General features: G+C 66.0%; 21 protein-coding genes and 2 pseudogenes. 12 read left to right on the forward strand and 11 right to left on the reverse strand.

All coding sequences use genetic code 11. The annotated features are described in order from the left end of the window. Positions 1–19 precede the first annotated feature (19 nt). The 9 genes and pseudogenes from J5J86_RS18200 to J5J86_RS18240 form a co-directional block, all read left to right on the forward strand. Positions 20–667: a TetR/AcrR family transcriptional regulator gene (locus J5J86_RS18200; protein ID WP_209100534.1), complete on the forward strand. Its 648-nt coding sequence runs from the start codon at positions 20–22 to the stop codon at positions 665–667. Continuing rightward, positions 654–1,436, forward strand: a complete 783-nt coding sequence (locus J5J86_RS18205; protein WP_209100535.1) for an enoyl-CoA hydratase/isomerase family protein — start codon at positions 654–656, stop codon at positions 1,434–1,436. Before J5J86_RS18200 ends, J5J86_RS18205 begins: the two co-directional genes overlap by 14 nt. 12 nt (positions 1,437–1,448) lie before the next feature. Continuing rightward, a complete protein-coding gene (locus J5J86_RS18210; protein WP_209100536.1) occupies positions 1,449–2,948 on the forward strand; it encodes a class I adenylate-forming enzyme family protein in 1,500 nt (499 codons plus the stop codon). A 258-nt stretch (positions 2,949–3,206) separates the two neighbouring features. Next, the gene (locus tag J5J86_RS18215; RefSeq protein ID WP_209100538.1) at positions 3,207–3,419 is read left to right on the forward strand and encodes a hypothetical protein; all 213 of its coding nucleotides are present in this window, start codon (positions 3,207–3,209) and stop codon (positions 3,417–3,419) included. 333 nt (positions 3,420–3,752) lie between these two features. After that, positions 3,753–4,703, forward strand: coding sequence for a hypothetical protein (locus tag J5J86_RS18220; protein ID WP_209100540.1), 951 nt, complete (start codon positions 3,753–3,755; stop codon positions 4,701–4,703). A 184-nt stretch (positions 4,704–4,887) separates the two neighbouring features. Beyond that, positions 4,888–5,655: a TylF/MycF/NovP-related O-methyltransferase gene (locus J5J86_RS18225; RefSeq protein WP_209100542.1), complete on the forward strand. Its 768-nt coding sequence runs from the start codon at positions 4,888–4,890 to the stop codon at positions 5,653–5,655. A gap of 14 nt (positions 5,656–5,669) precedes the next feature. Next, on the forward strand, positions 5,670–6,557 hold the full coding sequence (locus J5J86_RS18230; RefSeq protein WP_209100544.1) for a hypothetical protein: 888 nt from the start codon (positions 5,670–5,672) through the stop codon (positions 6,555–6,557). After that, the gene (locus J5J86_RS18235; RefSeq protein WP_209100546.1) at positions 6,554–7,579 is read left to right on the forward strand and encodes a glycosyltransferase family 2 protein; all 1,026 of its coding nucleotides are present in this window, start codon (positions 6,554–6,556) and stop codon (positions 7,577–7,579) included. Before J5J86_RS18230 ends, J5J86_RS18235 begins: the two co-directional genes overlap by 4 nt. A gap of 119 nt (positions 7,580–7,698) precedes the next feature. Then, a pseudogene (locus J5J86_RS18240) lies at positions 7,699–7,963 on the forward strand (transposase); the annotation flags it as partial. Between the two features lie 156 nt (positions 7,964–8,119). On the opposite strand, the pseudogene J5J86_RS18245 reads toward J5J86_RS18240, so the two are convergent. The 4 genes and pseudogenes from J5J86_RS18245 to J5J86_RS18260 form a co-directional block, all read right to left on the reverse strand. Further along, positions 8,120–9,011: pseudogene (locus J5J86_RS18245) on the reverse strand (IS3 family transposase); the annotation flags it as partial. A gap of 471 nt (positions 9,012–9,482) precedes the next feature. Further along, positions 9,483–10,124, reverse strand: a complete 642-nt coding sequence (gene grpE, locus J5J86_RS18250; protein WP_209100549.1) for a nucleotide exchange factor GrpE — start codon at positions 10,122–10,124, stop codon at positions 9,483–9,485. Between the two features lie 84 nt (positions 10,125–10,208). Beyond that, complete coding sequence (gene hrcA, locus J5J86_RS18255) at positions 10,209–11,318, reverse strand: heat-inducible transcriptional repressor HrcA (RefSeq protein WP_209100550.1); 1,110 nt, start codon at positions 11,316–11,318, stop codon at positions 10,209–10,211. Further along, positions 11,315–11,710 carry a hypothetical protein gene (locus J5J86_RS18260; protein WP_209100551.1) on the reverse strand — a complete coding sequence of 132 codons (396 nt, stop codon included), beginning with the start codon at positions 11,708–11,710 and terminating at the stop codon, positions 11,315–11,317. The genes hrcA and J5J86_RS18260 overlap by 4 nt, the downstream gene beginning before the upstream one ends. Positions 11,711–11,866: 156 nt before the next feature. Here J5J86_RS18260 and rph point away from each other — a divergent pair, with 156 nt between their 5' ends. Genes rph through hemW form a run of 3 tightly spaced genes read left to right on the forward strand, consistent with a single transcriptional unit; the run spans position 11,867 to position 14,387 of the window. Continuing rightward, positions 11,867–12,580 carry a ribonuclease PH gene (rph, locus tag J5J86_RS18265; protein ID WP_209100552.1) on the forward strand — a complete coding sequence of 238 codons (714 nt, stop codon included), beginning with the start codon at positions 11,867–11,869 and terminating at the stop codon, positions 12,578–12,580. Further along, positions 12,580–13,215 carry an RdgB/HAM1 family non-canonical purine NTP pyrophosphatase gene (gene rdgB / locus J5J86_RS18270; protein WP_209100553.1) on the forward strand — a complete coding sequence of 212 codons (636 nt, stop codon included), beginning with the start codon at positions 12,580–12,582 and terminating at the stop codon, positions 13,213–13,215. Before rph ends, rdgB begins: the two co-directional genes overlap by 1 nt. Beyond that, positions 13,212–14,387: a radical SAM family heme chaperone HemW gene (hemW, locus tag J5J86_RS18275; RefSeq protein WP_209100554.1), complete on the forward strand. Its 1,176-nt coding sequence runs from the start codon at positions 13,212–13,214 to the stop codon at positions 14,385–14,387. The genes rdgB and hemW overlap by 4 nt, the downstream gene beginning before the upstream one ends. A gap of 117 nt (positions 14,388–14,504) precedes the next feature. Here the strand turns inward: hemW and recN are convergent, their stop codons facing one another. The 7 genes from recN to J5J86_RS18310 form a co-directional block, all read right to left on the reverse strand. Then, on the reverse strand, positions 14,505–16,199 hold the full coding sequence (gene recN, locus J5J86_RS18280) for a DNA repair protein RecN (RefSeq protein ID WP_209100555.1): 1,695 nt from the start codon (positions 16,197–16,199) through the stop codon (positions 14,505–14,507). Positions 16,200–16,205: 6 nt separating this feature from the next. After that, on the reverse strand, positions 16,206–17,078 hold the full coding sequence (locus J5J86_RS18285; protein ID WP_209105445.1) for an outer membrane protein assembly factor BamD: 873 nt from the start codon (positions 17,076–17,078) through the stop codon (positions 16,206–16,208). Between the two features lie 411 nt (positions 17,079–17,489). Next, the gene (gene lpxC, locus J5J86_RS18290; protein WP_247657691.1) at positions 17,490–18,431 is read right to left on the reverse strand and encodes a UDP-3-O-acyl-N-acetylglucosamine deacetylase; all 942 of its coding nucleotides are present in this window, start codon (positions 18,429–18,431) and stop codon (positions 17,490–17,492) included. A gap of 301 nt (positions 18,432–18,732) precedes the next feature. Then, positions 18,733–20,451, reverse strand: a complete 1,719-nt coding sequence (gene ftsZ, locus J5J86_RS18295) for a cell division protein FtsZ (protein WP_209100556.1) — start codon at positions 20,449–20,451, stop codon at positions 18,733–18,735. Positions 20,452–20,538: 87 nt separating this feature from the next. Next, positions 20,539–21,828: a cell division protein FtsA gene (gene ftsA / locus J5J86_RS18300; RefSeq protein ID WP_209105447.1), complete on the reverse strand. Its 1,290-nt coding sequence runs from the start codon at positions 21,826–21,828 to the stop codon at positions 20,539–20,541. A gap of 32 nt (positions 21,829–21,860) precedes the next feature. Beyond that, entirely contained in the window at positions 21,861–22,796 is a 936-nt protein-coding gene (locus J5J86_RS18305) for a cell division protein FtsQ/DivIB (RefSeq protein ID WP_247657692.1), read from the reverse strand. Then, positions 22,793–23,713 carry a D-alanine--D-alanine ligase gene (locus J5J86_RS18310; RefSeq protein WP_209100558.1) on the reverse strand — a complete coding sequence of 307 codons (921 nt, stop codon included), beginning with the start codon at positions 23,711–23,713 and terminating at the stop codon, positions 22,793–22,795. The genes J5J86_RS18305 and J5J86_RS18310 overlap by 4 nt, the downstream gene beginning before the upstream one ends. Between the last annotated feature and the right edge of the window lie 4 nt (positions 23,714–23,717).

Raw genomic sequence — 23,717 nt, forward strand, 5'->3', positions numbered from 1 at the left:
TTCAAAGGACAGACATGCCATGACCGATGACAGCAGCACCGCCGCCGGGCAGGCCCAGCGATCGCTGAAGGACGAAATCGAGGAGCTCAAGCGTGCTCGGGTTCTGGAGGCGGCGACCAAGCTCTTCCTGTCCCACGGCTATGTGGGCACATCTCTGGACGCGATCGCCCAGTTGGCCGGCGTCCACAAGCCGGTCATCTACAACCATTTTGGCAACAAGGCCGACCTCCTGGCGACGGTGGCCCGTCGTGGCCTGTGTGGCGCATTCGAATGCGCCACGGCCCTGAAGGCCCGCAGCGGCACGCCCACGCAACGCATGCAGGCCTTCCTCCGGGACTTTGCCCGCTCGGTGATCAAGAACCGGGCCTCGCTGGCCATCTATTTCCGCGAGGAGATGCAATTGCCGGAGGACTCGGTGGAGGCTCAGTCCCTTCTGCGCGCCGAGTTCGATGCCATCGTGACCGAAGTGATCCAGGAGGGCGTGCGCACCGGCGAATTCTCGGTGAAGGATACCGGACTTGCCACGCTGGGCATTGGCGGCCTGATGACTTGGATGTTCCTCTGGTACAAGCCCACCGGCCGCCTGTCGGAGGACGAAGTGGTGGAGTGCATGACGGACCTGGGCCTCCAGATGATCCAGGGAAAGCGTGCCGATGCAGCCCGTTGACTTCGAGACCTTGCACCTCACCCAAGCGGGACGCATCGCTCACGTGCAGCTGAACCGGCCCGAGCGCCACAACGCGCTCAACCGCCAGATGCTGGAGGACCTGGACGCGGTGTGCGCCCGTCTGGAGCGGGCGCAGGAGGTGCGCGCCGTCATCATCTCGGGCCGCGGCAAGTCCTTCGCTGCGGGGGCCGACGTCACCGAGCTGCAAAGGATGAGCGTGGATGAGATCGACCGGCAATGGGCAAGCGGCTGCGCCGTCTATGAGCGGATCCAGGCACTGCCCCAGGCCGTGATTGCCGCCATCCATGGCTACGCGCTCGGCGGCGGCCTTCTGATCGCGCTCTCGGCTGACGTGCTCATTGCCGCCCGCGATGCAAAGCTGGGCTTTCCGGAGATCAAGCTGGGCTTCTTTCCGGGCAATGCCGGCACAATCCTGATCGAGCATCTGGCCGGCCCCGTGGTGGCGCGGGCCATGTGCATCACCGGCGACCTCATGGATGCGGAGCGCTGCCTGGCGCTCGGCCTCCTCCATGCCCTCCACGCACCACAGGACTTGCTGACCGAGGCGCATAATTTGGCGGAGCGCCTCGCATCCTATCGGCCGGCAGCCGTCACCCTCACCAAACAGGTGCTGAGCGGCTGCGTTCGCGAGAATTACGACGCCTCCAAGAGGCGAGAGCGCGACCTCTATCGCATGCTCTTCGAGAGCCCCGACGGCAAGGCGGGCCTTGATGCCTTCCTCGCCCGGCGCACGGCCAGAACCCAATAGAACGGACGTCCCATGAACATGGTCATGGACTGGATCGCTCATCATGCGATCAATCAACCCAATCGGGTGGCGGCAGTCGACTGCTTCTCGCAGCGCCGCTTCACCTATGCCGCCTTCCACCGGCGGGTCGACCGGGCGGCCACTTTCCTCCACGCCCACGGCGCCCGGCGCGGCGACCGGGTGGCGACGCTCAGTTACAATTCCACCGACTTGTTCGAGCTTCAATTTGCCTGCCAGCGCATCGGCGCCATCTATGTGCCGCTGAACTGGCGGCTGACCCCGATGGAACTTCAGCGCCTCGTCGCCGATTGCACGCCCTCGGTGATCCTCGCCCATGAGGACTTTGCGCCAAATCTCGCCACTGTGGACACGGCCGGTGCCGCGCTCCTCTCGCTCAATGACGGGGGGCCGAGCGCTTATGAGGACTGGCGTCCAGACGGGACACCGCCTGGGCGCGCGGTGCTCGACAGCGGCGACACCTGGGAGATTGTCTATACGTCGGGTTCGTCCGGGGTGCCCAAGGGGGCATGCATTACCTATGGCATGGCCTTGCACAATTGCATCCATGCGGGTGTGCATTTCGGCTTCGACGGCGCGTCCAACACGCTCACCTTCCTGCCTATGTTCCATATCAGCGGCCTTAACGCCTATGGCAATGTGGCCTTCCATTGGGGGGGCACAGTGCATGTGATGCGCACCTTCGATGCGCGTCAGGCCCTGGCGCTGCTGCGCGATCCGGGCCTCGGCATTTCCCATGTGCTCGGCGTGCCCACCAACTATCTCATGATGTCGGAGCAGCCGGGCTTCGAGGACTTGGAGCTGCCGCATGTGAAGGTGTGCGCAGTGGGGGGCGCGCCCTGCTCGCAGACGCTGCTGGAGACGTATGAGCGCCGAGGCATCACGCTGCAAAACGTCTGGGGCATGACGGAGACCACCACGGCAGCCACCGCCTTGTCCAAGGCGGCGAGCCGCGCGCGCCTGGGGTCGTGCGGGCGGCCGCTCCTCCATGTGGAACTGCGCCTCGCCAATGGCGGCACGGTGGTGACCGAGGCAGGCGCGCATGGGGAGATCGAGGTGCGCGGCCCCACCATCACCCCCGGTTACTGGAACACTCCCTCGCGCGCGGCGGGCGATTGGTTCGGAACCGGCGACATCGCCCATTACGATGACGACGGTTATCTTTACTTGGTCGGCCGAGCAAAGGACTTCTACATTTCCGGTGGCGAGAATGTCTATTGCGCCGAGGTCGAACAGGCCCTGTGCAGCCACGACGCCATTGCCCAGGCCGCGGTGATTTCTATGCCTCACCCCAAATGGGGCGAGGTGGGTCGCGCCTATGTGGTTTTCAAGAAGGGCTACGCTCTCACACCGGAAGAGGTGATCACTCATTGCCGCTCGCGCCTCGCCAAATACAAGCTGCCGCAAGAGATCGTCCCGCTTCCGGAGATGCCGCTGCTTGCCAGCGGCAAGATCGACAAGGTGAGCCTCAGGGGCGTCCCAAGCGCGGCGTGAGCGCTGGTCGTGTGCCAGCCGACGATGCCCGACCCCGTGCTGACATAGGTGGAATCGGACAGCCAAAGCGGGTCTGGCGCCGGCCCATTCAACACCCGGCCCACACGGTCAAGTCGGCATGGCGTCGATTTGTCCGGGATGGTCGTGCGGACCGGCCGGCCGCGGGGATAACACCGGCTAGGCCCGAGCCCTGCATCAGCCGTTCGAACGGGCAACAGGTAACGCCCGCCCCCTCCCCGCACGCCAGATTCGTGCTGGATGCGCTGGTCCGTCATCGTCGAGCGACCCTTGCCGCAGGATGATCCGAAGCAACGCCGGCCGGATATACGCCTCGTACGGGCGCAACTGGACTGGGTACCGACCGTACCGCTGCGCGAGGGCTTGGTCCGGACCATCGTATATTTTGAAACTTTGCTGCGCGCCCAGGGGGCGGAAGTGCAGCGCTATCCAGGTGCGTTCAATGCTGCCTGATACGCCGCTGCTGCAGGGCTCCCCGGTGCCCTGTGGAGACGCACGCTGAATGCGGCACACGCGACAAAAAGAAGTGAGGCGGGGACCGTGCTCGTAGCAACAGCGCGGGATCGATCAATGGCTGCCCTGTCTCACTGGGAAAGTGATGCAACTTTCCGGGTCGGGCTTCTCAGCCTTATCCATCTCCGCTACGACGATCGCGTAAACCTGATTGGTTGGTCCTTAGCCGAGGGCAGTCGCCTCTTTTCCGCATGCGCGCGGCGCCAAGTGTTCTGACGCCAGACACCGCCGACAGTCCGCGGCGGTCTTGGGCGATGCAGGGAGACGGTCTGGATGCGTGCCTGGGTTCAGGGAAAGTTGATCGCCATGGATGCCGCGGTGCTGATGTGGGTGGCGCATCGTCTCCCCCTTGGTCTTGGTCGCGGCTGGGCGACGGTGCGCGGCGTCATTCATGCCGGGCTGGGCTATGACTGGCTGTCGATCGGAACGGGCCGCTATCCGGTTCGTCCCATGGCCTGGCGGGCGCTGCACCGTCTGGCGCCAGAGCAACCGGCATGGCGTCGGCTGTTCTGGCTGTTTGAGCGATATATCCAGTTTTCGCGCGCGGAATGGGAGGGGCTGGCCTTGCCGCGCCTCGTCGACAGTCTGCCGCCCCCTTCCGTACCGGACGAAGCTGCGCACCACGCCGGCGGCGTTCGGCGTGGGACGGTGCATCTCATGTTTCATTACGGCTCGCTCTATCCCGGCGTGGCCTGGCTATCGAAAGGCGGGATCAAGCTCAACTGGATGACATCCGACGTCTACAATAGAATTCCAGGACTTTCTCCGTGGATAGCGAGAATTCATAACAAAATAAATGAAAATTTGAGCATATGCAACAACGGGGGTTGTGTGATTTTTAACAATAAGAGTATCCGCGAAGTTTACAAAAAATTACTTTCTGGAGAAGATATCGTCATGGTTGTCGATCGGACCATGGCCACTGGACCCGCTATAATGGTCGATCTGCCCGGCCCATGCCGCGCACCTTTGGCGCGGGGGGCCTGGGCGGCATTGCGTGCCACCGGTGCCAACTGGACCGTAACGACTTGTGAATACAGGCAGGGACGCTTTCACATCTTCCATGAGCGATCCGCCGGACAGCCAAACGGGCCAATGCCAGATTTGAAGTTGATCAGCCGGCGGATCTCCCATGAACCGCAGCTCTGGTGGGCATGCCATGTACTGGATTTCGTGCCACAAAACTACGATCCCGCAATCGCGGCCGACGCCCGGGGCAAATAACCGCTATTCCGCCCCCCACCCCCCACGATTTCGCGCCCGGTTGATCGAACAATGATGGTGATGCTTGGGCAGCGTCAAACCAGACCGATTATTCGCTTGACACTGGCAGCCCGATTGTCTAGCGACGCGCAGTGCTTGCAGTAGACTGACGTTTTATTATTTAACGATCAGGAGATAGTCACAAGTGGATCTCAACGAAGATAATTTGCTAGGCTTTACCCGCGCATTGAGCGAGAGCGAGCAGGTCGCGCGATCTGAATTGGCAGATTTGTTCGATTCCGCGCCCCTTCCGAAGGGTGAGCGTCTGGATAACCTTGGCCTGCACATGGACCATCTAGTTTTGGGTCGTGCGCTGTTCATGGATCATCTTTATCGGCAAATTCTTGGCATGCCCGGCGTAGTGATGGAGTTCGGTTGCCGCTGGGGCCAGAATCTCTCCTTTTTTATGAATCTCCGGACGCTGTATGAACCGACGCATTATTCCCGTCGGATTATTGGCTTCGACACCTTCACCGGCTTCGTGGACGTGGCAGTCGAGGATGGTGACAGCATCTACGCCCGCCCGGGCAACGTAAGGACCACTGTGGGCTACGATGCCTATCTCGAACGCGTGCTCGCAGCACGCGAGCGCATGGCGCCGCTGTCGCACAAGCGTAAGTTTGAAATCGTGACAGGAGACGTGCGGGAAACCCTCCCGCGATATCTTGCAGCCCATCCGGAAACGATTGTAGCCCTGGCATATCTGGACATGGATCTGTTCAGCCCGACGCGGGATGCCTTGCTGGCACTCAAGCCTCGGCTCGCCCGCGGCAGCGTGGTTGTGCTGGACGAGATCAACGATGCGGGCTTCCCCGGAGAGACCACGGCCCTGCGCGAGGTCTTTGGGCTGAACGGTCTGGCGCTGCGGCGGGTGCCGTTCTTGAACGGCCCCGGCTATTTCGTCGTCGAATAACGAAAAGGCGTCGAATGTCGCGCGTTCATATCGTCGTTTTCGACCGCACGCCCCAGTGGACCATCATGAAGGAGGATATCTATACGAGCCTTCTTCATTGGTTGACCCAGATCGGGCATGTGGTGACAATCGAAGCGCGTTCTTTCGAGCCGAATGCTCTCAATATAATCATTGGTCTTCAATATCTCACGCCTCAAGAAATAGACTGCATTGCGGCCTCCACATGTGAATATGGGGTCTTCGACGTTGAGTACATCGCCGCTGGTATGGTGAATTTCAAGCCGGAGACATCGTGGCTTTTCGCCGATCGGTCCCGAAAATTTCGCGACCGTTGCCGGTTCTTTCTATCCTATTTTGAGGAAAGTGCCCGGGAGATGGCGCGCCTAGGGGTGTTTTCTCGGCGGATCATGCCCGGTTACGTAAAGACCTTCGAACCGGAAAGCGTGATTAGCGAAGGCGACAGGACGATCGACCTCTATTTCTTCGGCAATGTCGATGCGCATCGCGCCGCCGTTTTGGAGCGGATCGAGAAAACGGTGCCGGTGCTGGTGCAAACGCCCTCACAGGCTACGCCGCTGTTTCTGCGCAATGCCCGTGCAGCGCGGTCGAAAATCGTGCTCAGCCTCGGGCGTGCGCTCCCTTTTACCCACATCGGCCCGATGAGGCTGGTGGAAATGGCGCATCTGCGCACCTTCGTCTTGTCTGAAGCGCCTGCAGTTGCCCAACCGGATCTGGACGGGCTTTGCGCCTATTGGTCGGCGGCCGAGGATCCGGGCGAGGTGGCCCGGGCTTGGCTTTTCGAGCCCGAGCGTCGCCGCGCACGAGCCGAAGCGGCGTTCGAGCGGATCAAAGCGTTCGATCCCCTGCCCCCCCTCTCAGAGGCTTTGGAGCCGCGGCAATGACGACAGAAATCGAACCGCGGCGGGTCGCGGCAATTATGATGATCCGCGACGAAGGCGATATCATCGAGGCGAATATCAGGCATCATGCACGCCTGGGCGTCGATCATTTCGTGATTTTGGATCATGGTTCGGCTGATGCGACGGCAGACATCCTGCGTGCCCTGACCGCTGAGGGTTTGCCACTAACGGTTCTCACCTATGCGCGCGACGCGGCAATCGAATTGTCGCAGTGGTATGCGGCCCTGTTTGCGCGGGTACGCGAACTGGGCGCCGAAATCGTCGTGCAAATCGATGGCGACGAGTTTTGGCATCTGACGACCGGTAGCTTCGCCAAGCTCGATTGGAGTGAGCCGGTTATCACCGCTCCGCGCTTCAACATGTTCGCGCCGCGCGCGGCGGTCGGCTCACCCGACGGCGCGCCCACGACCCATATCTATCGTAACCGTCGCCCCTTTCACCCCGAAGACTACCGCAGCAAGGTGACCCGAGGGGATCGCGATATCACGTTCGATTATCCCGTTCATATGGTCAAAATTGGGCCCAAAGTCGTCTTCCTTCTCAAGGAGATGGGGGAGATCATGATGGCGGGGCACGGAATTATCTCGCACGCTGGGGAAAGACTACAGCCGAGGCCGAATGGGTCGGCGATGATCTTCCATTATCCATTGCGCAGCTTTGATCAGTTTGCCAAAAAGGTTGCCGCATTCGGTGCTGTTTTTGAACGGAATCCCGATCTGAATCGCGGAATTTCCTGGCAAACGCGCTATCTCTGGGAGCTCGATGAACCCGGCGCACTTGAACGCGCGTTTCTGCGCTGCTTTCCGGATGAGGCGGAATTGCGCCACTGGCTCGACACGGGCGTCCTCGTCCGCGATACTCGAATGGTGCGCGCCCTCGCGGATGGGCCTTGCACGTTTGATGCCGAGCTTGATCACCTTGCGATGACGGCTGATCGGGTGATCTTGGATCTCATCGAAGATCTGTCCGCCGAACAACGGGCGACCGCTGATCGTGCCCCGTGATGTGGTGTAGGTGAAGGCAGAGGCAGTGGCAGAGGCAAAGGTGGTCACAGGGGATGTTCGGTTAGGGTCTGGTTGCTGACACCAACGCCAGACCGAAAGATCCACTGAGGACGAGGGGCATGATGAGCTTCCGCGACCTCTGGGAGAACTCCCCCGGCGCCGACCCATTGCGCGAGATGATCGGCGTTGCGGCCGAGAGCCCCGATGGAACTGGAGGTCGGCGCCATGACGGGCGCGGCCTGTGGCGAGAAAGACCGGGCCCTCTTGCCCAGCGCAACGGCTACCGCGAACGGATTGGGAGGCGCGCGCCGGAACGGTGAAGCTGGCATCGCCAAGCTGCGCAAGGGCAGCTATTTTCCCGGCTTCCTCGAGCCGCGCCGGATGGACAACCTATTGAAAGCTCACACCTAGGCAGTGGACGCATAATGCATTGATCCAGATGCGTGTTGCGGCGAGCTTGAGGGCAGCGAGGAAATTGTCCGGGCGGCGATCGTATCGCGTGGCGAGACCTCTGATCTTCCCCCGAAAAAGTGGACGGGGTTAAGCCGCTCTGCGTTCCATCTCGGTCGGGCTGATGTAGCCGATGGCCGAGTGCAGACGGCGGGAATTGTAGAAGCCTTCGATGTATCCGAACAGATCCCGCCGCGCCTCGGCCCGGGTGGCATAGAGGCGATGATGGACCCGCTCGGTTTTCAGGGTGTGAAAGAAGCTTTCCATGGGGGCATTGTCCCAGCAATCGCCCTTGCGGCTCATGGATGGGGTGATGCCCGCGGTGGCAAGCGCCCCGCGATAGGCTTCGGAAGCGTATTGGGTGGATGCTGCGGTCCGAATGGTGGATCAGGCCGGGTGCCGGCCTCTGACGCGCGATGGCAATGGCGAGGGCTTCCAGCGCAATCTGGGTGTGCAAGGTCTCGCGGATGGACCAGCCGACCAGCTTGCGGGTGTGCATGTCGAGCACGCCGGCAAGGGTGAGCCAGCCTTCGCCTGTGGGGATGTAGGTGAGATCCGCCAGCCAAATCTGGTTCGGGGCGCAGGTCATGAAGTTGCGGGCGAGCCTGTTGGGAGCGATCGGATAGGAATGGCGGCTGTCGGTCGTCCGCGTGCGCCTTGGCACGGTGGCGAGGCCCCGGATGCCGGCGCGTCGCATCAGCCGCTCGATCCGGGACCGGCCCACGGGCCGACCGCTCCCCCGCAGCACCGCATGGATCCGGGGTGCACCATAGGTCCCGCTGCTCTCCGCATGGATCAGCCGGATGTCATCGGTGAGCGCCCGGTTGGTCTGTGCGCGCAAACTCTCCGGCCGGGCGCGCCAGGCATAATAGCCGCTGGACGACAGCCCGATGGCCGCGCACATCACGCGAGCCGGCAACACAGCGCGATGCTCATCGACGAACCCGAACGTCATCGGGAGGCCGCTCCGAAGATGAGCGCGGTGGGTTCAACCGGTCAGGGCAACGGCTTCGTTCAGGGTATCAGCTGGGGTCCCCGTCCCGTCGGACACCCGCCCCCGACACCACCCGTCAGGCCGCTCCGGACGCGCCCCTCCTTGGTGCCAGGTGGGAACACCATAACAGAGGTGTCTGGAAATAGGAATATGGTCTAGGATATTTTTCTTACGACGGGAGGCCGAGTCCGTCCTCGCCCCCTCCCTATCCCTCCCCCGCTTCGCGGGAGAGGGGACTTGCGTGCGCCCGGTCGGGGCGGTGGCCCTGCTCTGCCTCAGCGTCCGTCATCCCGACCTTTCCCCCAGCGCCACAGGCCCCCTCTCCCGCAAAGCGGGGGAGGGTGGGGGAGGGGGAAATGGAGGGGAGGGGTCTGGGCGGGGGAAACGGCCAGAACGCTTCTCCAAACGCAAACGGCCGGGTAAAGCCCGGCCGTCGCACACGTCCAGAAACAAAAAGGCTCAGGCCTTGTCGGCCTCGCCCGCATCGCCCTTGGCCTCGGCGGGCTCCTCGCGGGGGGCTTTGGGACCGCCGCGAGAGACGCCCACCATGGCGGGGCGCAGGACGCGGTCGCCGATCACATAGCCGGCCTGCACCACCTGGAGCACCGTGCCCGAGGGGACGGTCTCGTCGGGGATCTCGAACATGGCCTGATGGAGATGGGGGTCGAATTTCTGACCCTTGGGCTCGATCCGCCGCACGCCATACTTTTCCAGCGCCTTCAAAAGGCTGCGCTCGGTCAATTCGAGGCCGTCCAGGAGCGACTTCACGCCGCCCTCGGCCTTCTCCTTCACCTCGGTCTCCACCGCGCCGAGCGCCCGGGCGAGATCATCCGCCACGTTCAGCACGTCGCGGGCAAAGGACGTCACGCCATAGGTCTTGGCGTCGGCAATCTCGCGCTCGGCCCGGCGGCGGATATTCTCCGCCTCAGCGAAGGCGCGCAGATACTTGTCCTTGAAAGCCGCCACCTCGGCCGCCAGACGCTCGCGCTCGGCATGGAAACCGTCGGCGGCCGCGGATGCCAGTTCCTGCATGTCGGCAATTTCCGGGTCCGCAGCCGGATTGGTGCGATTGTTGTCGCTCGCGCCACCCTGCTCGCTCATCACGCTGTCCTCGTCACGTCACATGCCGACCCGCCGGGGGCCGGCCTCCATTTGAACCGCATATCGGCATCGTGGGGACAAAAATCAAGCGGAGTCGGACCCGGGCGCTCCCAGAATGCGGCTGACCACCCGCGCGGTGAAGTCCACCATGGGAACGATGCGGCCGTAATTGAGCCGTGTGGGGCCGATCACGCCCAGCACGCCCACCACCCGGCCTTGCCCGTCGCGATAGGGCGCGACGATGGTCGAGGAGCCGGACATGGAGAACAGCTTGTTCTCCGAGCCGATGAAAATGCGCATGGATTGCGCCTCTTCCGCACGGCCCAGCAGGTCCACCACCTCGCTTTTCGCCTCCAGATCGTCGAACAGCAGGCGGATGCGCTCCAGGTCCTCCAGCGCCCGCAGATCCTCCAGGAGCTTGGCCTGCCCGCGCACGATGAGGCGGCGTTCGGACGCATCCCCGCCGGACCAGGAGGCAAAGCCCTCCTCCACCACCCGGGCGGTCAGCTCGTCCAGCTCACGGCGGAGCTGCGCGGTCTGCGCCTCCATCTCGGTGCGCGCCTCGCCCAGCGTGCGGCCGCGCACCCGGGCATTGAGGAAATTGGTCGCCTCCACCAGGGCCGAGACGGGCAGGCCCGCCGGCAAGGGTAGGACGCGATTTTCCACCTGCCCGTCCTCGGACACCAGGATCACCAGCGCCCGGCGCGGGTCGAGGGCCACGAATTCCACATGCTTGAGGCGCGGGTCACTCTTGGTGGCGGTCACCACGCCTGCCCCGCGCGAAAGGCCAGAGAGGAGTGCGGACGCCTCGCTGAGAATGCCCTCCACCGAATAGCCCTTGGCGGCGGCGGCCACCTGGGTCTCGATGCTCTTGCGGTCGCGCTCGTTGACGTCGCCGATCTCCAGCAGCGCATCCACGAAGAAGCGCAGGCCCTGGTCGGTGGGCAGGCGCCCGGCGCTGGTGTGGGGGGCATAGATGAGCCCCGCCGCCTCCAGGTCCGCCATCACATTGCGCACCGAGGCGGGGGAGAGCGTCATGGGGATGATGCGCGAGAGATTGCGCGAGCCCACCGGTTCGCCGGTGGCGAGATAGCTCTCCACGATCTGGCGGAAGATTTCCCGCGAGCGCTCGTCCAGCTGGGCGAGGGCGGCGGAATTTGGGGGAATGAACGGGTTCAAGGGCAATGCGGTCATTCCGGGTTCAGGGGAGGGGGCGGCAAGGGGTGCGGCGCGGGCGTGGGTGCGCGGCAGATGCGGGTGCCGTCCACCAGCGGCGGACGCTGGCGCCGGGCCTTCCAGGTGATCCAATCCGCGCTGTCCTTTCTCCCTTTCCGGATGAGATAGGCAGCCAGAAGCCCACCGCCAAGGAGAATGACAAGCATATAGAGCGCGTCGGAGACCGCCGCGGCGAACTGGAGCGGATCGTCCTGAAGGGTGATCCATCTCATGTGCCTGCGCGGGCCGCCATAGACGGTGCCGTGCACCATGCTCGACCACAGCTGGTACCCGAAAAAGACGAAGGCGAGGAGGATCACGGCCAGGCCAAAGACCAGGATCAGACGCCGGCCCCATCTGTGCTCGAACATCGGCTCCCATTCCCGCAGGGTGCGAACCTCCATCTTAATGGCTGCCCTGCGCTGCGCTCAACGCCTGAAACGCGGCTCCCCCTTGTCGCCCCCTTGCCCCCGCGCCTCCCCGCCCCTACAACCGGCGCCCAGTTTCACCACGGATTGGACAGACGAATGCGCCCCAGCCGACGCGCCGCCGACGAGATGCGTCCCGTTTCCTTCGAGCGGGGCGTGATGCGCCATGCGGAAGGGTCCTGCCTCGTCAAGTTCGGCGACACCCACGTGCTGGTGGCCGCGACCCTGGAAGAGCGCCTGCCGCCGTGGCTGAAGGGCCAGGGCCGGGGCTGGGTGACGGCGGAATATTCCATGCTGCCCCGCGCCACCCTGGAGCGCACCCGCCGCGAGGTCACCCAGGGCAAGCCCTCCGGCCGCACCCAGGAGATCCAGCGCCTGATCGGCCGCTCGCTGCGCACGGTCACCGACCTCGTCGGCCTTGGCGAGCGCCAGATCACGCTGGACTGTGACGTGCTCCAGGCCGATGGCGGCACCCGCACCGCCGCCATCACCGGCGCCTGGATCGCCCTTTATGACTGCCTTGCCTGGATGCATGCCCGCTCCATGGTCAAGGAGATCCCGCTGCGCCAGCATGTGGCGGCGGTGTCCTGCGGCATCTATAACGGGACGCCCGTGCTGGACCTCGACTATGCCGAGGACAGCAAGGCGGAGACCGACGCCAATTTCGTCATGACAGGAACCGGCGGCATCGTGGAGATCCAGGGCACGGCCGAGAAGACCCCCTTCAGCCAGGACGAACTCCTGTCGCTCCTGGGTCTCGCCCGCACCGGCATCGACCGCCTGGTCGCGCTCCAGAAGGAAGCCATCGCCTGATGTCCCACCGCCGTCTCACCGGTCGCCTCGTGGTCGCCACCCACAATCCCGGCAAGCTCATCGAAATGCGCATGCTGCTGGAGCCGTACGGCGTGGAGGCGGTCTCGGCCGGCGAGCTCGGCCTGCCCGAGCCGGAGGAGACCGGCGTCACCTTCGCCGAGAATGCGCGGCTCAAAGCCGTGGCGGCGGCGAAGGCGGCGGACCTGCCCGCCTTCGCCGATGACAGCGGCCTGTGCGTGGACGCGCTGGGCGGCCAGCCCGGCATCTATACCGCCCGCTGGGCCGGTCCCGACAAGGACTTCGAGCTGGCCATGCAGAATGTGCAGGCCCTGCTCATCACCCGTGGCGCCACCACACCCGAGCAGCGCACCGCCAGCTTCGTCTCGGCGCTCTGCATCGCCTGGCCGGACGGCCACCTGGAGGAGTTCGAGGGCGTGGTGTCGGGCACGCTGGTGTGGCCGGTGCGCGGCGCCAAGGGCTTCGGCTACGATCCCATGTTCGTACCGGAGGGCCATGACCGCACCTTCGCGGAGATGACGGCCGAGGAGAAGCATTCCATGCCACCCTTGGGCTTCGGCCTCTCCCATCGCGCGCGGGCCTTCCGCAAGCTGGCGCAGGCGTGCCTGGAAGGGTGAGCGCGCTCTCCCTTCACCCCGCGCAGGATACGGCGGGCGGCTTCGGGGTCTATGTGCATTGGCCCTTTTGCCTGGCCAAATGCCCCTATTGCGACTTCAACAGCCATGTGCGGCACGCCCCGCCCGACCAGGCGCGCTTCGTCGCCGCCTTCCGGCGCGAGATCGCGCACATGCGGGCGCTGTCCGGGCCGCGGGCGGGGCAGAGCGTGTTCTTCGGCGGCGGCACGCCGTCCTTGATGGCGCCGGCGACCGTGGCGGCCATCCTGGAGGCGGTGAACGCCGCCTGGCCGCTCACCGATGACGTGGAGATCACGCTGGAGGCCAATCCCACCAGCGTGGAAGCGGAGCGATTTGCCGGCTATCGATCCGCTGGGGTCAACCGGGTGTCGCTGGGCGTGCAGTCGCTGGTGCCTGAGGATCTCAAAAAGCTCGGACGCATGCATTCGGTGGATGAGGCGCTCAAAGCCGTCGCCATCGCCCGCGCCGCCTTCCCGCGCGTGTCCTTCGACCTCATCTATGCCCGCCCGGACCAGACACCGGAGGACTGGGCGCAAGAGCTCAGGCGCGCCATCGCCGAGGGCTGCGAGCATCTCTCGCTCTACCAGCTCACCATCGAGCCGGGCACCATGTATGAGAAGCTCTATTCCGCCGGAAAGCTTCTCATCCCCGATGACGACCATGCCCGCGCCTTGTGGGACGTGACGCAGGAGATCACGGCGGAGGCGGGTCTTCCCGCCTACGAGATTTCCAACCATGCCCGGCCGGGGGCGCAGGCGCGGCACAATCTGGTCTATTGGCGCTATGGCACCTATGCCGGCATCGGCCCCGGAGCCCATGGCCGGCTGGCGGTGGACGGGGCGCGCGTCGCCACCTTCACGGAGCGCCTGCCCGAGTGGTGGCTGGAGGCGGTGGAGCGGGATGGCCACGGCATGGTCTCGCAGGAGACCCTGGACCTCGCCGAGCAGGCGGACGAAATGCTGCTGATGGGCCTGCGCCTGTCAGAGGGCATCGACCTCACGCGCTACGCCCGCCTCTCCGGCCGGCCGCTGGATGCGGGGCAGATCGCGCTCCTGGCGTCCGAAGGGCTGGTGCGCCGGAACGGCGACCGGCTGGCGGTGACCCCTGCCGGCTTTCCCGTGCTCAATGCGGTGATCGCGGCGCTGGCGGGATAGGTTTGCGAACCGCCGCCCGCCTCGGACGTTCCGGCTGAACAGGGCCTCTGCGGGCTCTCGCTCTTTGCTTTCACGCATGTCCTTCACGCGTACCGGTTCCCGATTCGCGAAAAGGCCTTAGCTGTCCACCCCCAGCAGCCGCTGGGCGGCGGCGCGGGCTTCGTCTGTGATGTTGGCACCCGCCAGCATGCGGGCGATTTCTTCCCGGCGGCTCGGACTGTCGAGACGTGTGACGCGGGTGGCCACCGGCGCATCGCGGCTCACCTTGCCGCCCTTGGCTTGGTCGTGCCCCTTGGCGATCAGCAGATGATGGCCGGCGCGGGCCGCCACCTGCGGGGCATGGGTCACCGCCAGCACCTGAACCCGGCCGGCGAGGCGCGCGAGGCGCTGGCCGATGGCATCTGCCACCGCGCCGCCCACCCCGGTGTCGATCTCGTCGAAGATGAGGGTGGGGGCCGATCCGCGATCCGCCAGAACCACCTTGAGTGCCAGGAGGAAGCGCGCCAGCTCGCCGCCGGAGGCCACCTTCATCATGGGGCCGGGGCGCGTGCCGGGATTGGTGCGCACCCAGAATTCCACCCGGTCATAGCCGTCCGGGCCCGGCTGGCCGGTGTCGGCGCCCACCTCCACGGAGAAGGTGGCCCGTTCCAGCTTCAACGGCGGAAGCTCGGCATTCACCGCCTCGGCCAATTGCTTGGCCGTGGCCTGACGGGCCTTGGAAAGGCGTGCGGCGGCGGCGCGGAAGGCGGCCTCGGCGGCTGCGACTGCCTTTTCCAGCTGGTCGAGCCGGGCCGCGCCCCGGTCGAGGGCGGCCAATTGGGCGGTGAAGCGCTCGGCGACGCCCGGCAGGTCCTCAATGGTGCTGCCATATTTGCGCGCGGCGGCGCGCAGGGCGAACAGGCGCTCCTCAATGCGCTCCAGTTCGCGCGGGTCGAAATCCGCATCGGCGAGCGCGGCTTCCAGATGGGCGCGGGCGCTTTCCAGATGGTCGAGCGCCTGGTCGATGGCCTCCACCGCCGGGCGCACCAATTCCTGCGCCTCGCCGGCCCGCCGTTCCAGCCGCCGCACGGCGGCCGCAAGGCCGGGAATGGGCGAGCCCGGGCCGCCCACCGCTTCCAGCGCGTCGGACAGGTCCGCCGCCATCTTCTCCGAGCGCATCATATGGGTGCGCCGCTCGGACAAGGCGGTCTCCTCGCCGGGCTCGGGACCCAGCGTGGTCAATTCCTCCACGGCGTGGCGGATATAGTCGGCATCGCGCGCGGCGGCGTCGAGCCTGGCCCGCTCGGCTTCGGCCTCCTCGCGGGTGTCCCGCCAGGTGCGCCAGAGCCGGCTCACCTCGGCAGCAGCGGGGGCGAGGCCCCCGAAGGCGTCCAGCAGCGCGCGGTGGCTCGCCGGCTCCACCAAGGCGCGGTCCGCATGCTGGCCGTGCAGCTCCACCAGCAGGGTGCCCAGCACCCGCAAGGTCTGCACGCTCACAGGCTGTTCGTTGATGCTGGCGCGGGTGCGCCCATCGGCCATCTGCACCCGGCGGATGACGATCTCGCCCTCGTCGGAGGGGATCTCCGCCTCCGCCAGCAAGGCGCGGGCCGGATGGTCGAGGGGCAGGTCGAAGACGGCCGTGACCTGTCCCTTGCTCTCGCCATGGCGCACCAAGCCGCCATCGCCCCGGCCGCCGAGGGCCAAAGAGAGCGAATCGAGCAGGATGGATTTGCCGGCGCCGGTCTCGCCGGTCAGGACGGTGAGGCCGTCCGAAAGCGCGAGATCAAGCTTCTCGATCAGAACGATGTCCCGGATCGAGAGAGAGGACAGCATGGCAGGTCAGCCGAGGCCCATTTTCTTGAATGCCTGGCTGATCCAGGAGCCCTTGTTTTCCTGCGGCAGCACGCCGCCGGCCTGGACCAGCTTGTAGGCGTCCTTGTACCACGGACTGTCAGGGAAATTGTAGCCCAGAACCGCCGCCGCCGTCTGCGCCTCATTGACGATGCCCATGGCCATATAGGCCTCGGTCAGGCGGAACAGCGCCTCTTCAACCTGGCGGGTGGTCTGGTACTGCGTCACCACCACCTTGAAGCGGTTGATGGCACCCACATAATTGCGCTGTTCCAGATAGTAGCGCCCGATCACCATTTCCTTGCCGGCCAGCTGGTCGCGGGCGACCTCCGCCTTCTTGCGGGCGGCGGCGGCATATTCGGTGTTGGGATATTTACGGATCACGTCGTCGAGTGCGTCGAGCGCCTGACGGGTGGCGCGCTGGTCGCGGGTGACGTCGGGAATGTTGTCATAATAGGCCGAGGCCACCAGATAGGAGGCATAGGCGGCATCGGCCGAGCCGGGATGGAGCGTCAAATAGCGCTTACCGGCGCCAATGGCCTCGTCATACTTGCCGGCCTCGTAATAGACATAGGTGTCCATCAGGAGCGCCTTGCGGGCCCATTCCGAATAGGGATGGGTCTTGTCCAGATCCTCGAAGCGCTGGGCAGCGCCAGTCAGGTCGCCTTTGTTCATGAGGGTCAGGCCCTCATTGTAGATCTTCTCCGCCGGCTCGTCGGGCGGGATGATCTCTTCCTTGTTGCTGGCGCAGGCGGAAAGGCTGGCCGCCACCAGGACGGCACCGAGCAGGCCGAATGTGCGCTGGCCGAAGGTGCGAAGAGGCAGGGTGCGCAGGGAGGCGGCGTCGAAGAACAGGCGCATCACGTGAAGATCCAATTCCAATCGCTGGCTGGCGTCCGGCGCCGGCCCCAAACCTGGTGCCACCGGAACGTCCGCCTCAATGTCGAGCCGACAGGCACGCCGCACTGGCGGCCATCTCGACCCTCACCCCATCCAGAACCCCGTGCCGGGCGTCCCGCCCCCCGGTCCGACCAGCCCGCGGTCCAGATGCGCGCGGCGGCACAGCACGGCTGTCCCACACCCCTCGCGCATCTAGCCCGCTAACGGGGCTTTCGGACGGCATTGTGGCGCCCATCCATGAAGAGAAGGCAAATACGCGGGAATCCGGCAGAACGAAAGTCCACTGTGGCCGCAGAAATGCAAAACCGGCCGCACCTGGGAAGGTCGGCCGGTTCTGGAGAAAGGTCAGGGGTCGCGGAGGGCGACGGGCGATCACAGCTCGGGGGCGAAGGCCAGGACCGGGCTGCCAATGGCCAGTTCCGCACCTTCGCGGCGGGCACGGGCAGGGGCCTCGACAATGGCGAAGGCCGAACGGTCGGCAAGGAGCGCGTCCACCACCTGGAAGTTCAGCTTGTGGCCGCCGCGGAAGGAGCGGTAGCGCGCCAGGAGCGGCAGGCCGGCGAGCGTCAGGTCGCCCACCGCGTCCATGGCCTTGTGGCGCACGAATTCGTCGGAGAAGCGCAGGCCGTCCTCGTTGAGGATGCCGTCGTCGCCCACGCAGACCGTGTTGTCGAGGGAGGCGCCGCGGGCATAGCCGGCGGCGCGCAGGCGCTCCACGTCCTTCAGGAAGCCGAAGGTGCGGGCGGCGGCCAGGTCCTTGCGGAACACGGCAGGCGTGAGATTGGCGGCGAAGCGCTGGCGGCCGATGAGCGCATTGGCGAACTCGATCTCCACTTCGAGGCGGAAGCCCGCATCATAGGGGAGCAACTCGCCGAAGGAGGCGCCGGCCTCGATCCGGATGGGCTTCAACACCTTGAGATACTTGCGGCGGGCGGGAAGCTCCACCACGCGGGCCTGCTCGATGGCCTCCACGAAGCGGGCCGCGCTGCCATCGAGGATCGGAACTTCCGGGCCGTCGATCTCGATCACCGCATTGTCGACGCCGAGGCCGGTGAAGGCGGCCAGGGCATGCTCGACGGTGGAGACCAGGATGCCGGACTTGTCGCCCAGCACGGTGGCCAGCTCCGTGGCCTGCACCGACTGGCGGGAGACGGCCACCTTGCGGGGGGCCTGATCAGCGAAGGTGCGGACGAAGACGAGACCGGTGTCGCTGGGGGCGGGCTTCAGGGTGAGGGTGGCTTCGATGCCGCCGTGAACGCCCACGCCCTTGAGCGTGGCCTCTCCGGCCAGGGTCGTCTGCATCTCGCGAGCCATTCCGCCTCGGAAGCCGCCGCGGCCTTGGCCGTCGCACTTCCGCCCCTAAAGTTTCACCGCACCATCCCAAATCCGCCGTGCTTGATGGGTGTCATCCTAAGAGGGTGTCCCTGCCGGCGAACTGATCGGTTCGAGGGTGAACCTAGTCGCCTTGTTGCGCCGCGCCAAATCACGCTTGCTTACCGGCTGTTACCGACGCAGGAACTTCGTTTATTTTTAGTTATCAAACACTTGCGCCCGGATGTTCGTCCGGGCGCAAGGGCAGTGTTACAGACCCCGTGAGCGAATCGGAGCCGTGCGGTCAGTTCGCCTGGCGACGCAGGAAGGCGGGAATCTCCAGCTGGTCGTCGTCATGGCCGCCCTGGGGGGCATGGCGCGTGGGTACCTCCGCCGTGGGGCGGGTGGCCGGACGCTTGGCGAATTCCGACACCGGATCGCCGGGGCGGCCCGCCGGGCGCTGGGCGGTGCGGGGATCCGGACCGCGCATGCTGGGCTGGTCGCGGCGGGGGGCCTGCTGGGGCGCGGGCTCCGGCTCCTCTTCGCGGCGGCCGATGCCCACATGGGCGAGGCGCTGCAGCAGCGTCATGCGCTTCTGCTCCACCGGCGGCTCGCCGCGCTGGGCGCGGATCTGGTTCTGGGCGGGCATGGGCAGTTCGTCCACGCGGGGCATGCGGGGCGCGCGCGGCCGCTGGGCCTGCGGGGGGATGTAGGGGGCAAACTCGTCTTCCACCGGGGCCGGTGGAGGCGGAGCCTGCGGCTCAGGTTCGGCGAAAAAAGACGGCTTCGGCGCCGCCGCGCGGATGGTCACGTCGTCAATGGCGACGGCCTGCTGGGGCGCGGGCTCGGGAGCCATCGGCCGTTGGGTGGTGGGGGCGGGCGCGGAGGCGGCGAGGCTGTCGAGGGCCATCAGGTCCTCAGCCGAGATGGATGCCACGGCGTTGCGGATCTGCGTTTCGCGGGCGGCCTCCACCGCGGCGCGGCCGGCATTGGACATCTTGCGGCCCTGGAGGTCGGGGCTGCTCTCGCCGCGATACTGGATCTGCTCGGGGATGACGGCCGGGTCGATGCCGGTGGCCACCACGGACACGCGGATGATGCCGTCCAGCGACTGGTCGAAGGTGGCGCCGAGGATGATGTTGGCGTCGGGATCCACTTCCTCGCGGATGCGGGTCGCCGCCTCGTCCACCTCGAAGAGCGTCATGTCGTTGCCGCCGGTGATGGAGATGAGCAGGCCGCCGGCGCCGCGCATGGAGGTCTCGTCCAGCAGCGGGTTGGCGATGGCCGCCTCGGCCGCCTGGATGGCGCGCTTGTCGCCGGAGGCCTCGCCCGTGCCCATCATCGCCTTGCCCATGTCGCGCATCACGGCGCGCACGTCGGCGAAGTCGAGGTTGATGAGGCCTTCCTTCACCATCAGGTCGGTGATGCAGGCAACGCCCGAATAGAGCACCTGGTCCGCCATGGCGAAGGCGTCGGCGAAGGTGGTCTTCTCGTTGGCGACGCGGAACAGATTCTGATTCGGGATGACGATCAGCGTGTCGACGGTCTTCTGAAGCTCGTTGATGCCGTGCTCGGCGACGCGCATGCGGCGCTGGCCCTCGAAGTGGAAGGGCTTGGTCACCACGCCGACCGTCAGGATGCCGAGCTCACGGGCAGCCCGGGCGACGACGGGGGCGGCGCCGGTGCCGGTGCCACCGCCCATGCCGGCGGTGATGAAGACCATGTGCGAGCCGGACAGGTGGTCGCGGATCTCGTCGATCACCTCTTCAGCCGCCGCGCGGCCCACTTCCGGCTGCGAGCCCGCGCCCAGACCTTCGGTCACGGCGACGCCCATCTGCACCAGGCGCTCGGCCTTGGAGAGGGACAGGGCCTGCGCATCGGTGTTGGCCACCACGAACTCGACGCCGGTAAGACCGGCGGTGATCATGTTGTTCACCGCGTTGCCGCCGGCGCCACCGCAGCCGAACACGGTGATCCTGGGCCGCAACTCCCGAATGTCGGGCATCTGAAGGTTGATCGACATTTTCTCACTCCGTCGCGCCCGAAGCGCCGTGCCGCCGTCCGAATCCGAGGCTCGCCGAACAGTTAAGGCGAATCTCGTTAACCATCTCTAAAAGCTGTCCCTCAGCCAGCGTCCAACGCGGCCGAAATAGGTGCCCCCGTCCGCGCCCACCGCCTGCCGGCGCCGCGGCTCGAAATGTTCGAGCCCCGCCACCTGGGGATAGACCATCAGGCCCGCCGCCACCGCGAAGGCGGCGCCGCGCGCCGCTTCCGGCAGTCGGGAGACGCCGAGGGGACGCCCGATTCTGACCTGAGGACCGATGATTCGTCCCATCAGATCTGCAAGTCCCTGCAATTGCGCGGCTCCGCCGGTGAGGACGAGCCGCCGTCCCGCATCGCCCGCATGCCCGGAGGCCTTCAGGCGATCGCGAATCAGTTCCACGATCTCTTCTGCCCGTGGCTTCACGATGGTCACGAGGCGGGACTTGGGCACCATGTTGGGCTGGTCGCGCTCGTCGCCCGAAAGCGGGGGGATGGTGAGCATGTCATGGTCGTCGGAGGACACCGCCACCACGGCGCCGTGCAGGCATTTCAGCCGCTCGGCATCGGCAAGTCGTGCGGGCAGGCCGCGCGCCACGTCATTGGTGATGTGCTGGCCGCCCACCGCGATGCCGTCCACGTAGACGCAGTGGCCGCCGGACACGATGGAGAAGGTGGTGGTTCCCGCGCCCATGTCGATGAGCGTGACGCCCAGTTCCATCTCGTCGTCGGTGAGCGAGGAGAGGGCCGCGGCATAAGGCGCGGCCACCATGGCCTCGATGCCCAGGTGGCAGCGCTCCACGCAGAGCACCAGATTCTTCAAAGAGGTCAGGTCGCCCGTGACCACATGCATGTCGACGCCGAGTTCCCGGCCCAGCATGCCGCACGGCTCGCCGATGCCGGCGCGCCCGTCCAGCGAATAGCCCACGGGGAGCGCGTGCATCACCGCCCGCCCGTCGCCCACCGCATAGGTGGAGGCGGCTTCCAGCACGCGGCGGATGTCGAACTCCTCCACCGCCGGCGAGGTCAGGCGCACCGCCGCCTCGTAATGCTGGGAAGCGAGCCGGGCGCCGGAGACGCCGAGGATCACCGAGGCGATCTGCACCCCCGAGGCCCGCTCGGCCATGTCGACGGCTTGGCGAATGGCCATTTCGGCGCGGGCCATGTCGACGATGGCGCCACCCTTCACGCCATGGGCGCGGGTGTGGCCGATGCCGAGCACGTCGATGGAATGGGTGCGCCGGCGCAGCACGTCGGAGGCGCCGCGGGGTTTGAGCCGCGCAATGGCGCAGACGATCTTGCTGGTGCCGATATCGAGAACCGCGATGATGCCGCTCTTCTTGGGGGCGATCGGGCGCATCTTCGGCGCGAAACCCTGAGCCAGACGATGTCTCACGCCGGTCCTCCCTTCTTCGCCTTGGCCTTGGCTTTCAGCATCTGCATGCGGGCTTCCGCCGCCGCGTCCGACAGGCGGACCACCACCCGGTCGGGCAGGCGCAGGTCGACGATGGTGATGTCACGGGTCAAAAGCCGCTTTTCACGGTCGAGGTCAGCGAGCTGGAGAAGGGCCTTATCGAGGCCATCCTCCGGCAGGCGCACGTCGATGCCGTTGCGCAGCTTCAGCGTCCAGCGCCGGTCCGCCACCAGGATGGCGGCGCGCACCTGGTCGCGCAGCGCGGGCACCCGGGCGAGCGATTCGACGATCTCGACGACGCGCTTTTCCGCCCCTTCGCCCACCACGATGGGCAGGTTCACGTAGCGCGGATCATCCGAATAGGGCGCGATGGGCATGCCGTCGCGGGCGATCACCTTGATCTGGCCGTTGATCTGCCAGAGCGCATAGGCCTCCCGCTCCACGATCGCGATGTCGATGCGGTCCGGATAGATCTTGCGCACCGAGGCGCTGGCGATCCAGGGCAAGGTTTCCAGTTCGGCGCGGGTGGCATCCGCGTCCACGAACAGGATGGACGTGGTCGCCTTGATGCCGGCGGTGGCCAGGATCTCCTGGGGGGTGACGTGATTCTGGCCGGACAGATTGACCTGCTTCACCTTGAAGCCGGCCACGTTCGCCGCCGCGTCGCCCAGATCGACCACGAATTCCCGTGCTTCCTCCACATGGCCGCCCAGCACCACGCCATAGGCGGTGAAGCCGCCGATGACGAGGGTCGCGAGCAGGCTCGCGCCGCGCCGGCCGAGCCGGGAGGAGGACAGGCGCACCGTCATGCGCCGCAGGAACAGAGCGGTGCGGCTGGCGGGCGCCGGTTCGCGGGGCGGGGCCGGCGGACGTGCCGGCCGGCGGGTCGGTGCGTCGGCGCGGGGGCCGCTCACCGGTCCAGGGACGCGTCCTCGACCATCCATGTCACAAGCTCGCTGAACGTATGGCCCGCATGGACCGCCAAATCGGGCACAAGGGAGGTTTCCGTCATGCCGGGCTGGGTGTTGACCTCCAGGCAGACCAGCCCGCTCGCATCGCCGGTGCGATCATCGAAGCGGAAGTCCGCACGGGAGACGCCCCGGCATCCGAGCGCCTTGTGCGCCTTCAATGTAAGTATCCGCACTTGTTGGTAAATTTCAGGTAAAACCCGCGCGGGAAGAATGTGCTGGGAGCCGCCTGGCGCATATTTGGATTCATAATCGTAGAAGGCCTGGGTGGATTCGATCTCGATCACACCCAGGGCCTCGTCCCCCATCACTGCGCAAGTGAGCTCCATGCCGGGGATAAAGCGTTCCGCCAGCAGCATTTCCCCGTGCTTCCAGTCGGGCCGGAACAGTTCCTGTGGCGGATGCTCCTGGCCCTCGCGGACGATGAAGACGCCGACACTGGAGCCTTCCGCCACGGGTTTCAGCACATAAGGCGGCTCCATCACATGGGCCTTGGCGGCCTCGGCGCGGGAGACCACGCGGCCGGCGGCGACGGGCACGCCGGCCGCCGCCATCACGATCTTGGCCTGGGCCTTGTCCATGGCGAGGGCGGAGGCGAGCACGCCGGAATGGGAATAGGGAATGCGCAGGATTTCCAGGATGCCCTGGATGGTGCCGTCCTCGCCGGGGCGGCCATGCAGCACGTTGAGGGCCACGTCGGGCTTCAGGCGGGCCAGTTCCTCGGCGACATCGCGCTTCACGTCCACGCGGGTGACCTTGTAGCCGGCGCCTTCCAGCGCCGTGGCACAGGCCGCGCCGGAGCGCAGGGAGACCTCACGCTCGGCGGACCATCCGCCCATCAGAACCGCCACATGCTTCGCCATGATC

Source organism: Aquabacter sp. L1I39, from assembly GCF_017742835.1.
Classification (GTDB): domain Bacteria; phylum Pseudomonadota; class Alphaproteobacteria; order Rhizobiales; family Xanthobacteraceae; genus L1I39.

Coding starts and splice junctions, on each gene's coding strand:
- J5J86_RS18200 (WP_209100534.1), top strand. CDS start 20: ATGACCGATGACAGCAGCACCGCCGCCGGGCAGGCCCAGCGATCGCTG.
- J5J86_RS18205 (WP_209100535.1), top strand. CDS start 654: ATGCAGCCCGTTGACTTCGAGACCTTGCACCTCACCCAAGCGGGACGC.
- J5J86_RS18210 (WP_209100536.1), top strand. CDS start 1,449: ATGAACATGGTCATGGACTGGATCGCTCATCATGCGATCAATCAACCC.
- J5J86_RS18215 (WP_209100538.1), top strand. CDS start 3,207: ATGCGCTGGTCCGTCATCGTCGAGCGACCCTTGCCGCAGGATGATCCG.
- J5J86_RS18220 (WP_209100540.1), top strand. CDS start 3,753: ATGCGTGCCTGGGTTCAGGGAAAGTTGATCGCCATGGATGCCGCGGTG.
- J5J86_RS18230 (WP_209100544.1), top strand. CDS start 5,670: ATGTCGCGCGTTCATATCGTCGTTTTCGACCGCACGCCCCAGTGGACC.
- J5J86_RS18235 (WP_209100546.1), top strand. CDS start 6,554: ATGACGACAGAAATCGAACCGCGGCGGGTCGCGGCAATTATGATGATC.
- grpE (WP_209100549.1), bottom strand. CDS start 10,124: ATGAGCGAGCAGGGTGGCGCGAGCGACAACAATCGCACCAATCCGGCT.
- hrcA (WP_209100550.1), bottom strand. CDS start 11,318: ATGACCGCATTGCCCTTGAACCCGTTCATTCCCCCAAATTCCGCCGCC.
- J5J86_RS18260 (WP_209100551.1), bottom strand. CDS start 11,710: ATGTTCGAGCACAGATGGGGCCGGCGTCTGATCCTGGTCTTTGGCCTG.
- rph (WP_209100552.1), top strand. CDS start 11,867: ATGCGCCCCAGCCGACGCGCCGCCGACGAGATGCGTCCCGTTTCCTTC.
- rdgB (WP_209100553.1), top strand. CDS start 12,580: ATGTCCCACCGCCGTCTCACCGGTCGCCTCGTGGTCGCCACCCACAAT.
- recN (WP_209100555.1), bottom strand. CDS start 16,199: ATGCTGTCCTCTCTCTCGATCCGGGACATCGTTCTGATCGAGAAGCTT.
- J5J86_RS18285 (WP_209105445.1), bottom strand. CDS start 17,078: ATGCGCCTGTTCTTCGACGCCGCCTCCCTGCGCACCCTGCCTCTTCGC.
- lpxC (WP_247657691.1), bottom strand. CDS start 18,431: ATGGCTCGCGAGATGCAGACGACCCTGGCCGGAGAGGCCACGCTCAAG.
- ftsZ (WP_209100556.1), bottom strand. CDS start 20,451: ATGTCGATCAACCTTCAGATGCCCGACATTCGGGAGTTGCGGCCCAGG.
- ftsA (WP_209105447.1), bottom strand. CDS start 21,828: ATGCGCCCGATCGCCCCCAAGAAGAGCGGCATCATCGCGGTTCTCGAT.
- J5J86_RS18310 (WP_209100558.1), bottom strand. CDS start 23,713: ATGGCGAAGCATGTGGCGGTTCTGATGGGCGGATGGTCCGCCGAGCGT.